This window comes from Arcobacter acticola, assembly GCF_013177675.1.
In the GTDB taxonomy this organism is placed as follows: domain Bacteria; phylum Campylobacterota; class Campylobacteria; order Campylobacterales; family Arcobacteraceae; genus Aliarcobacter; species Aliarcobacter acticola.
In genome coordinates, this window is the sequence record NZ_CP042652.1 from 610,858 (window position 1) to 622,733 (window position 11,876).

9 protein-coding genes are annotated in these 11,876 nt (G+C 27.6%); all 9 read left to right on the top strand.

The window, feature by feature from the left end; genetic code table 11:
* Positions 1-51 precede the first annotated feature (51 nt).
* The 9 genes from secD (at position 52) to AACT_RS03245 (ending at position 11,875) form a co-directional block, all read left to right on the top strand.
* Positions 52-1,617, top strand: a complete 1,566-nt coding sequence (gene secD / locus AACT_RS03205) for a protein translocase subunit SecD (protein WP_172124908.1) — start codon at positions 52-54, stop codon at positions 1,615-1,617.
* Complete coding sequence (secF, locus tag AACT_RS03210; RefSeq protein WP_172124910.1) at positions 1,617-2,585, top strand: protein translocase subunit SecF; 969 nt, start codon at positions 1,617-1,619, stop codon at positions 2,583-2,585. The genes secD and secF overlap by 1 nt, the downstream gene beginning before the upstream one ends.
* A 441-nt stretch (positions 2,586-3,026) precedes the next feature.
* Positions 3,027-3,527, top strand: coding sequence for a hypothetical protein (locus AACT_RS03215; RefSeq protein WP_172124912.1), 501 nt, complete (start codon positions 3,027-3,029; stop codon positions 3,525-3,527).
* A gap of 86 nt (positions 3,528-3,613) precedes the next feature.
* On the top strand, positions 3,614-3,958 hold the full coding sequence (locus AACT_RS03220; protein WP_172124914.1) for a DUF6394 family protein: 345 nt from the start codon (positions 3,614-3,616) through the stop codon (positions 3,956-3,958).
* The gene (leuS, locus tag AACT_RS03225; RefSeq protein WP_172124916.1) at positions 3,958-6,423 is read left to right on the top strand and encodes a leucine--tRNA ligase; all 2,466 of its coding nucleotides are present in this window, start codon (positions 3,958-3,960) and stop codon (positions 6,421-6,423) included. Before AACT_RS03220 ends, leuS begins: the two co-directional genes overlap by 1 nt.
* An 8-nt stretch (positions 6,424-6,431) precedes the next feature.
* Complete coding sequence (gene lptE / locus AACT_RS03230) at positions 6,432-6,956, top strand: LPS assembly lipoprotein LptE (RefSeq protein WP_172124918.1); 525 nt, start codon at positions 6,432-6,434, stop codon at positions 6,954-6,956.
* A 2-nt stretch (positions 6,957-6,958) separates the two neighbouring features.
* The gene (locus tag AACT_RS03235; RefSeq protein ID WP_172124920.1) at positions 6,959-8,131 is read left to right on the top strand and encodes a folylpolyglutamate synthase/dihydrofolate synthase family protein; all 1,173 of its coding nucleotides are present in this window, start codon (positions 6,959-6,961) and stop codon (positions 8,129-8,131) included.
* Positions 8,115-10,241, top strand: a complete 2,127-nt coding sequence (locus AACT_RS03240) for a DEAD/DEAH box helicase (RefSeq protein WP_228720526.1) — start codon at positions 8,115-8,117, stop codon at positions 10,239-10,241. Before AACT_RS03235 ends, AACT_RS03240 begins: the two co-directional genes overlap by 17 nt.
* A 20-nt stretch (positions 10,242-10,261) precedes the next feature.
* A complete protein-coding gene (locus AACT_RS03245) occupies positions 10,262-11,875 on the top strand; it encodes a cation:proton antiporter (RefSeq protein ID WP_172124922.1) in 1,614 nt (537 codons plus the stop codon).
* The last annotated feature ends 1 nt before the right edge of the window (position 11,876 follow it).

Here is an 11,876-nt window from a genome sequence, read left to right on the forward strand (position 1 = left end):
TTTTACATATCTTAAATCACTTCAAATAAAACCCTAACTCAAGGAAAAGAATTGAAAATCTTTAATTATAGACTTATAATATTTATATTAAGTATTATTTTTGGTGTTGTACTTTCAATACCATCTTTATTGCAAACAGATACAGGAAAAAAAATCTCATTAGGCCTTGATTTACAAGGTGGATTACATATGCTTTTAGGTGTTAATACACACGAAGCTGTAACTTCTAAAATTAAAACTATTGCAACATCAGTAAAATATTTTTCAGATGATGAAGAGCTTTTAATTGATGCTTTATCCATAAATGCAGATAGTGTTACTTTTACAGTATTAGATGCAGATGAAATCCCAAAAATGGATGAAATGCTTAAGCAAATTACTGGACTTGATATTTCAAGAGATGAGCTAAGATATACTTTAAAATTAACTTCAGAAGATATTGCTAAAACAAAAGATTTATCAGTTGCACAAGCTGTTGAAACTATCAGAAATAGACTTGATCAATTTGGTTTATCTGAACCAACTGTTGTAAGACAAGGAGAAACTGATATTGTTGTTGAGCTTCCAGGTATTAAAACTGCTGAAGATGAAAAAGCAGCACGTGAGTTAATCTCAAAACCTGCAAACTTAGAATTAATGGCAGTTGATGAAGAAAGAAATGACCAAGTTAACACTATGACATCATCTCAAGCTGCTGCTTATGGAAATGTTATTTTAGAAGATACAAATAATCCAAATATTAAATATCTTGTAAAAGAGATACCTATTTTAAATGGTTCTCAAGTAATAGATGCACAAGTTGCATTTGACCAATCTAATCAAGCAATTATTAATTTTACTTTAAATTCAACAGGTGCTAGAATTTTTGGTGAGTTTACAGGTAAAAGTGTTGGTAAAAGATTAGCTGTTGTTTTAGATGGTAAAGTTTATTCTGCACCAAATATTAGAGAGCGAATTGGTGGAGGAAGTGGACAGATTTCAGGTGGATTCACTGTTGCTGAAGCTGGAAATGTTGCTATTGCACTACGAAGTGGAGCATTACCTGCAACTGTTACTTTACTTGAAAAAAGAAGTGTTGGACCATCACTTGGAGCTGATTCTATAAAAGCTTCTTTAGTTGCACTAATTTCAGGTTTTTTAATTGTATTTATTTTTATGATTATTTATTATAAGCGTGCAGGGGTAATTGCATGTATTGCACTTGTTACAAATATTTTCATAATCATAGCTGTAATGGCAATGTTTGGAGCTACCTTAACTCTTCCTGGTATGGCAGGAATTGTTCTTACAATTGGTATGGCAGTTGATGCGAATGTTATTATCACAGAAAGAATAAGAGAGTTAATAAGAGATGGATTATCAATACCAAAAGCAATTGAAGATGGTTATGCAAATGCAATGAGAGCAATTTTAGATGCAAATGTTACTACGCTTTTAGTTGCAGTTATATTATATGCTTATGGAACAGGACCTATTAAAGGTTTTGCGATTACTATTTCTATTGGTATTTTAGCTTCAATGTTAACAGCAATTTTAGGAACTCATGGTATTTATGAGGCCTTACTTGGAAAAATAGCAAAAGATAAAGATAGTAAAAAATGGTTTGGAGTTAAGTAATGGAAATTTTTAAAACAGATAAAATTTATGATTTTATGGGAAAAAGATTAGCTTTTTTAGGTTTTTCTTCTATTTTAGTTATTGCTTCAATTGTTTTACTTTTTACAAAAGGTTTAACTTTTGGTATTGACTTTGCTGGTGGAACTATTATTCAAGTTAAATATGAACAAGTAGCACCTATTAATCAAATTAGAGATACATTAAAGCAAACAAAATATGCAAATTCATCTATTACAAAATTTGGGAGTGATGAAGAAGTTGTTATTAGAATTACAGGTTCTAGCTCTGATTTAGTAAATGATATTGGTGATGAGATGCATAAAATTTTAGCATCAACTGGTAACTTTGAAATTAGAAGAGTTGATATGGTTGGGGCTAAGGTTGGTGGAGAACTTAGAGAAAAAGGTATTATGGCCTTATCTTTATCTTTAATAGTAATTTTGATTTATCTTTCATTTAGATTTGAATGGAGATTTGCTCTTGCTTCAGTATTTGCATTAATTCACGATATTACTATTGCCATGGGTGCAATTTCATTATTTAGTATTGAAGTAAATCTTGATATTTTAGCAGCAATTTTAACCTTACTTGGATATTCTTTAAATGATACAATTATCGTATTTGATAGAATTAGAGAAGGAATTCAAACTTCTAAAGCTAATGAATTAGCTGAAATGATAAATGAATCTGTTAGTAAAACACTATCAAGAACAACTTTAACTTCGTTAACAACTGTGTTTGTTGTTGCGACATTATATTTCTTTGGTGGAGAGATTCTAAATGGATTCTCATTTACTTTACTTGTAGGTATTATTATAGGTACTTATTCATCAATTTTCGTAGCTGCTACATTCTTAGTTCAATTAAAGTTCTCTGTTGATGATTTTAGAGCTAAGGATGCTGAGAAATTAAAAAGACAAAGGGAAAAAGAAAAAATTAGAGCTATGTATGAACAAGGTACTGTTTGATTTATTTTTTGTAGTTTAATAACATTATGTTTTTATAAAAGGAGAGGGCTTTTTGCTCTTTCCTTTTTTTATGTCTATTATTTTTAATTTGATTTTGAGATTTGTTTTTTGTGATGCTTCCATACTTTTAAATTTCCAACAACTTTGAAAAATTAAGAAAAAAGAGGTGAGCATTTTGAAACTCTGTGAACGCTTTTCTTTTGTCAACTTTTTTTTACTAAAAAGAAAAGTAGAATCCTTAAAGAATAAGAAATGTATAATATTATTTAAAATAATCAATAAAAGAGATTTATGGAGAAAATCACAATCACATACCTTATCTATTAACTTATTATTTTAATAAGACAAAATACAAGTAAAAAATAATATATTTTCCTAAATTTATTTGATATAATTCAAATTAATAAATAAAAGAAATTCTATTTTAAAATAGGAAAAAATATGCAAGAAAATATAGTAAGCAAGAATAATATTTCATTAAAAGAAATAAAATATAAATTTGATTTAATTACTTCAGAAAATGGTAAAAATTGGCTACTAGCTTTAAATTGGATTTTAGTATTAGAGTTTTTTTCATCATTTATTGAATATGAATTTTTAGATGTTGCAAAAGGCTATATTGAATATATACCAAATGGAGTATTTAAAGAGTTATTAATTGCTATTTTAATAGTTTTATTTATTTGGTATAGCATATATAATTTTATTTTTATGCAAAAACAGAAATTCTTAACATTTACCCTTTATGTATCAATTTGTATTTACTTACTATCAACTAGAGATATGTCTTTTAATTTATTATTACATAATCTTAATATTTTTGAAGTTACATTAGGTGGATTTGGTTTTTATATGATAAGTCAACTTTTATTGAAATTTATAATCTTTTATTTAATCTATAAAATGTTGATAGCTTTTAGAAATAGAAATAAGATAGATTAAACAAAAAATCGAAAAGCAATTTTTTATCATTTTTTAGCTAATATGTATGCTTTAATAAAAGCAAAACTTATATCTAAAGGATAAAAATGGATTGGGGTAAAGTAACCTATATTTTCTTTTCACTAATGTCTTTAACAACAACAGCAGGGTTCTTATATGAACCAAATACAATTGCCTTATTTGTAGCAGCAGGTGTTAATGTGATTTCAACAATACTTAAACTCGGTGTTAAAAATTTGCTCGCAGCTGAATTGCTTGCTAGTTCGTTAGTTGCTGATTTACATCTAATCCCAGCATTTTTGGTACTTACATTTACAAATGATTTGCCTTTAACTATATCTTTAGCTATTGGTGCAATAGTTGCTAATATTTTCTCTGTTGCATTAGCATTGATAGAAAGCGCAAAAAGTCAAGACAAGGAAGAGTTTTAATGGAATATAATTCAAAAGATATTGAAAAAAAATGGCAAAATTTTTGGAGTGAAAATCAATCTTTTGAGCCAAGTGATGATCAAACAAAAGAAAAAAAATACATATTAAGTATGTTCCCATATCCAAGTGGAAGAATACATATGGGACATGTTAGAAACTATTGTTTAGGTGATGCATTTGCAAGACATTTTAGAAAATCTGATTATAACGTTTTACACCCAATTGGTTGGGATAGTTTTGGAATGCCAGCTGAAAATGCAGCAATTAAAAATAAACTACATCCCAAAAAATGGACTTACGAAAATATCGATTATATGAGAGATGAATTAAAAGCTTTAGGTCTTTCTTTCTCTGAAACTAGAGAATTTGCAACTTCAGATGAACTTTATACAAAATGGGAACAAGAGTTCATTATTAAAATGTATGAAGAAAAACTACTTTATAGAAAATCAACTATAGTAAACTGGTGTGAAGAGTGTCACACAGTTTTAGCAAATGAGCAAGTAGAAGAGGGTTGTTGTTGGAGATGTGATAATGAAGTAGAGCAAAAAGAGATGCCTGGATATTACGTAGGAATTACTAAATATGCTCAAGAATTATTAGATGATTTAGACCTATTAAAAAATGACTGGCCATCAAAAGTTTTAACAATGCAAGAAAATTGGATTGGAAGAAGTGAAGGTTTAGAGTTTAAATTTGAATTATCACATGATTCAAAATCAAAACTAGAAAGATCATTTACTAAATATTTTGTATTTACTACACGTCCTGATACTATTTATGGGGTTTCTTACTCTGCACTTGCACCTGAACATCCAATAGTAAAATATATGGTAGAAAATAATTTATTGCCTGAGAAAAAAATTAAAGCTATAAAAGATATGCAAAAAATTAGTGAAAGGGATAGAGCAACTCAAGATAAAGAAGGAATTTCTTTGGAAATTGATGTTGTTCATCCATTAACAGGTGCATTAATACCTGTTTGGGTAGCAAATTTTGTTCTTAGCTCTTATGGTGGAGGAGCTGTTATGGCAGTTCCTGCTCATGATCAAAGGGATTTTGAATTTGCAAAAAAATATGATTTACCTATAAAACAAGTAATTGTTGGCCCTGAGGGAATTATTGAAAATCAAACAGAAGCATACACAGGGGAAGGTAAGTTAATTGATAGTGAGAGTTTTACGGGACTTCCAAATACAAAAGCTAAAAAAGCAATAATTTATCATTTTGAACAAAATTCTGTTGGTACAAAACAAGTTAATTTTAAACTAAGAGATTGGGGTGTTTCAAGACAAAGATATTGGGGAGCTCCAATTCCATTTGTTCATTGTGACGATTGTGGTTTAGTTGCTGAAAAAATTGAAAATCTTCCAATTGCATTACCAGAAGATGTTGAAATTACAGGTGAGGGAAATCCATTAGATTTACATCCGACTTGGAAACATTGTGCTTGTCCATCTTGTGGGAAACCAGCTCTTAGAGAAACAGATACATTAGATACTTTTGTTCAATCTTCTTGGTATTTTTTAAGATATGCAACAAACCCAAAATCTTGGAATGATGTAGGTATTTCAGAATCTGATAGTGACTATTGGATGAATGTTGATCAATATATTGGTGGAATTGAACATGCGATTTTACACCTTTTATATGCAAGATTCTTTACAAAAGTATTAAATGATTTAGGTTATACAAACTCAAGAGAACCATTTAAAAAACTACTTACTCAAGGTATGGTTTTAAAAGATGGTGCTAAGATGTCAAAATCAAAAGGAAATGTTGTTGATCCTGATTTAATTGTTGAAAAATATGGAGCTGATACTGCAAGATTATTTATGATGTTTGCGGCCCCTCCTACAAAAGAATTAGAATGGAATGATAGTGCAGTTGATGGGGCTTATAGATTTATTAAAAAATTCTATGAAAGAGCTGCAAATGTTACACAAGATGGTTTAGATACTTTTGCATCAATAAATCATTCTTCTTTAAATAAAGAAGAAAAAGAAGCTAGAAAAAAAGTTTATGAAGCACTTGTAAAATCAAATGAAGTATTTACAAAAACTTATACTTTTAATACTTTGATTGCCTCTTGTATGGAAGCTTTAAATGCCTTACAAGCTCAAAAAAATGAAGCTGTTTGGAGTGAAGGTTATTATGTTCTAACAAATATTTTAGAACCTATTATCCCCCATGCTTCTTGGGAATTGTCAAATCAATTGTTCAAACTTTCAAATTTCGATAAAAAATTAGAAATAAAAGAAGAAGTATTTACTCTTGATGCTATTATTTTAGCAGTTACAGTTAATGGTAAAAAAAGATGTGAAATTGAAGTAGCACCTGATACTTCTAAAGAAGAAATTTTAGTTCTTGCAAAAAAAGCAGCAGCTAAATGGTTGGGTACAAGTGAGCTTATAAAAGAAATCGTAGTTCCTAATAAACTTGTGAACTTCGTAATAAAAGGATAATGAAAAATATGCATATTTTTAAAAAAGTGCTGTTTGTAATTTTTACTTTTGCAATATGTTTTTCTTTGGTATCTTGTGGATATAAACCATCAAGTTATTATGCAAAAAAAGAGATGGAAGGTAATGTTTTTGTAAGAACACTTGTTAGTTTATCTGATCCAAAGAACTCTGTTATAGTAAAAGATGAAATGAATAAATTATTGATTCAAAAACTAGGCTCTAACTTAGTTAATAGTGAAGAAAATGCAGATGTTGTAATGGATATTTCTATAAACTCTATATCTATGCAAACATTATCATATACTTCAGATGGATATAACAAACTATATAATGCTGTTGTTGTTCTTGGTGTTAAATACTATAGAAAAGATGATGGAATTAGAAAATCATTTACCGTTGATGGTGAATATGATTTCTCTGTTGATGATGGAGAAACAATTACTGAAACAAAAAGATATGCTGCAATTACTCAATCTGCACAAAATGCCTTTGATGAAGTTTTATCAAAAATTGCAGTATCTTCATTTAAATAAACATGCAAGTTGATTTAAAGAAAGCTACATTAGAAGAGTTTTTGGAACATAAAACTCTTTATTACGACAAGATAGATTTTACAATAGTAAAATCTTCTTGGGATTTATTATCTAAAAAAATAACTCTTCCTTTTGTTATTCATATAGTTGGAACAAATGGAAAAGGAAGTACGGGAAGATTTTTAGCCCACTATTTACATAAAAAAGACTACAAAGTTTTACACTATAGCTCTCCTCATATAATGAAATTCAATGAAAGAATTTGGATAAATGGGAATGATGTTAGTGATGAAAATTTACAAGATGCCCATAAATTCTTACAAGAGTTATATCCAATAGATTTATTAAGTAAATTAACTTATTTTGAATATACAACATTATTAGCATTTTATTTATCAAAAGATTTTGATTATCTAGTTTTAGAAGCGGGGCTTGGTGGAGAATTTGATGCTACAAATGTGGTAGAAAATAACTTATCATTAATTACAACAATAGGTCTTGATCATCAAAGTTTTTTAGGAAATACAGTAAGTGAAATTGCAGCTACAAAAATGCGTTCAGTTGATAATAAAATGCTTATTGGATACCAAGTTTTTGATGAAGTAATTAAAACAGCATATAAAGTAAAAGAGCAAATATTAGAACAAAGAAATAGAAATATAGAAATAATAGAGATTAAAGAGTTTGAAAAATATAATATAAATGATAAATTTGCTTCATATTTAAAAAGAAATTTACACTTAGTAATTACTTGTTTAAATGAGTTGAAAATAGATATTGATTTAACATTATTTGATGATGTAAAACTATTTGGAAGATGTCAAAAATTAAGATCAAATATAACTATAGATGTGGGGCATAATCCCCTTGCTGCACATGTTATTGTAAAAGAGTTTGAAAATAAGAAAATCACACTTATTTATAATTCATACAAAGATAAAGATTATGAAGAGGTTTTGAAAATATTAAAACCAATTATAAAAAAAATTATCATAATTCCTTTAGAAGATAAAAGAGTAGTTGAAAAAAAATCTTTATTAAAAGTTATAGAGCAATTAAATTTACTAAGTGATGATACAATTAAAATAGATGAAAATGAAGAATACTTAGTTTTTGGTTCATTTTTAGTTGTTGAAAATTTTTTAACTTTGATTGGTTATGATGACAAATCTTGAAATACAATTAGAAAATCTTTATATTCAGAAGAATAAAATTGAAGAAGAAATAGAGCTTGTAAAAGAGCAAATAAAAGCTGAAAAAGAATCAGTTTTAGTTAAAAAGAAGTTTTCAAAAGATGAAAAAATAGAACTTTTCAAATCTTTATTTATAGGAAGATTTGATATTTTTGCTAAAAAATGGGTAAGTCAAGATGGAAGTAAACAAGGTTTTTATCCTGTAACTAGTACTTTTAGGGGTGAAGATTATTTACCCTTTACAAATAGAGAAATAGAAGAGCATTTAAGAGGAATTTCTTTTTTAGCGACCTATTGCATAAATCAAAAGAATATGTCAAAATTTGTGGTATTTGAAATTCTTGATGAAGATAAATTTAAATTACAAATTGCATTAAACTCTCTAAATATAAAAGCCTATTATGAGTTGAATTCATATAATTCCTTATTTGTATGGATTTTTTTAGAAGAAGAAATCTCTTCAAAAATTGTTTTTAATTTTGCATCTTATATTTTAAGAAAAGCAAATATCACAGCTAAAATCTATCCAAATAAAGAATTTGCTACAAAAGAGAGTTTAGGCAATTCTTTGGAACTTCCATTAAATTTAAAATACAGAGATAAGAATAAAACCATATTTATAGATGTAAATACAAATAAAATCTATGATGATCAATGGCAAGTTTTAAACAATGTACAAAAAGTATCATCTGTTATTGTTTCTAGTTTTGGAGAGAGTACAAGTGTTGTTAGTCATGATAAAGAGTATAAAAAAATAGTATTTCCATTAAATACGATTGAAATACTTTTAGATGATTCCATTTACATCCCAACGTTAAATTTATCAAAATCATTAATAAATAAATTAAAATCATTTGCAACTTTTGAAAACCCTCAAATAAAAACACTTTTAAGTTTACGAAAGCCATTATATAATACTCCTAAATATATCAAATCATTTGAAGAGAATGAAACTTATCTTATTCTTCCTCGTGGTTTAAAAGAACAGATAATTGATTTTTTCAATATCAATGCTGTTTCATTTTCATTTATTGATAATAGATATTTTAAACAAATTGAAACAAGAAAAGTTACCTTTAATTTGAGACCTGAACAAAATGATGCAATTAAAGAGATAAAAAAAACTGATTTATCAATTTGTGTTGCACCTCCTGGTTTTGGAAAAACACTAATAGGCGCAAAAATATTCGAAATTAGGGCTTGCTCAACAATAATTGTTGTAAATAAAAATATGCTTTTAAATCAATGGATTGAAAGATTTGTAGATTATTTTGGATATGAAAAAAAAGATATTGGCTATTTAGGAAAAGGTCATAATAAACTAAATGGAATCATTGATGTAGCAACAATGCAGAGTTTAAAAAATGACCCAGATATAATAAATAACTATTCTTTTGTAATTGTTGATGAATGTCATCATATCCCAGCTATTACCTTTGAGCAAATTATTAAAAATTTTAAAGGTAAGTATCTTTTAGGATTAAGTGCAACACCAAATAGAAAAGATGAACTTCAACCAATTTTATATCAACAATTAGGTGATATTTCATATGAATATAAAAAGAAAAAAACACACACGAATAAACTACAAATAATTAGAACACAGTTTGAAAGTAATGCAGATAATTATGCTACAATCATAAATGAGTTATGTTTAGATGAAAATAGAAATAATTTAATAATTAATGCAATAAAAGAGAATATTCAAAGAAAAATTTTAGTTTTAACTGATAGAATAGAACATATAAATGTTTTAGAAAATCATTTTTTAAAAGAGGGCTTTGATTATATTAGTGTTCATGGAAGCTTAAATAAAAAAGAGCAAGTTGAAAACATGAATCTAGTAAAAAGTAAATCTTTGATAATTGCAACAACTTCATATTTTGGTGAAGGAATTGACTTCCCCCACTTAAATACAATTATGTTTGCTACTCCTATTTCTTATTATGGCCGTTTAGTTCAATATTTAGGACGAATAGGAAGAGGAAATCAAGAGTGTTTAGCAATAGATTTTCTAGACTCAAAAAATGCAATGTTAAATTCAGCCTATAAAAAAAGGTTAGAAGGATACAAACAAATGCATTACAAATAAAATTAAAAGGAGGTAATTTAATGTTAGGGATTATTGTATCAACAACGCTTATTGCATTAATTTTGAATTTAATTTTAAAAAAAGTACATTTACCTACTATTATTGGTTACATACTAACAGGTACAATTATTGCATATACTTTCAATCTACATGAAGCTGTTAATAATCACGAATTAAGAGAAATAGCTGAGTTTGGAGTTGTTTTTCTAATGTTTACAATAGGATTGGAGTTTTCTATTGCTCATTTAAAAAAAATGAAAAGAGAAGTTTTTTTAACAGGAAGTCTACAAATAATTATAACAACTATGTTTGTGTTTTTAATTGCAAAATATGCAATTGGTTTAAATACCCAAACAGCAATGATTATAGGAACAGCACTTGCTCTATCATCAACAGCAATTGTATTAAAAACATTTAATGAAACAAAAGAGATAAATAAACCTTATGGACGAAGAGTTCTTGGTATTTTAATTATGCAAGATATTGCAGTTATCCCTATTTTATTAATGATTTCATTTTTTTCTATGACAGAAGAAGGAAATTTAACTTTAACAATTGGTAAAACTATTTTTGCAGCAGCTGTATTGCTTGGATTATTATACTTTAGTGGTAAACATTTATTAGAGCCTTTTTTAAGATATGTATCTCAAACTAAATCAGATGAGCTTTTTGTTGCATCTGTTTTATTACTTGCTATGGGTTCTGCTTATTTAGCTTATTATTTTGGATTTTCATACTCTCTTGGAGCATTTATAGCAGGGATGATGATTGCTGAGACAAAGTTTAAACATCAAGTAGAAGCTGATCTTATTCCTTTTAGAAATATATTATTAGGTGTGTTTTTTATTACCGTTGGTATGCAAATAAGTTTTCAAATAATTTATGATTATTTTTTAGTGATTATTTTATTACTACCAGTTGTTATGGGTATAAAATTTGCTGTTATTTATGGACTTGTTAGATATGAAGATAATAAAAGAGTTGCTTTTAAAACTGCATTATCATTGATTCAAATAGGTGAATTTTCACTAGCTATTTTAGAATTAGCTAGAAGTAAAAATTTAGTTGATCCTACACATTCTCAAATTCTTATTGTTACAATTGTTATTTCAATGATTTTAACTCCAATTATTCTTAAAAATTTATCAAAAGCAGCAGCAAGATTAATTCCTGAAGATGTTATGATGATTACAACTACACATAATGTTTCAGAAGATACTGAAAATCATGTTGTTGTATTAGGATATGGAAGATTTGGTCAAGCTATTGTTCAAGAGTTAAAAGCCTTTGGTCAAAAGTATGTAATATTGGAACATAATGTTAAGTTCTATCAACTTGGAAAAGAGAGAAACGAGCCAATAGTTTTTGGAAATGCAGCACAAAGGCATATATTAAATTCTGTAAATATTACAAAAGCATCCGCAGTTATTGTGGCTGTTAATAATCCAGAAGTTTTACATCTTATTTGTGAGGCAGTTGGTGATTTAACACATAATAGTAAAACTATTGTAACAGTAACAAGTGAAGCTGATAAAGAGGCTTTACAGGGTTTACATTTAGAGCATGTGGTTGTAGAAACCAATCAAATAGCAAGAGCTGTTGTGGATGAAGTATTATATTGTAGGTTAGACTAAT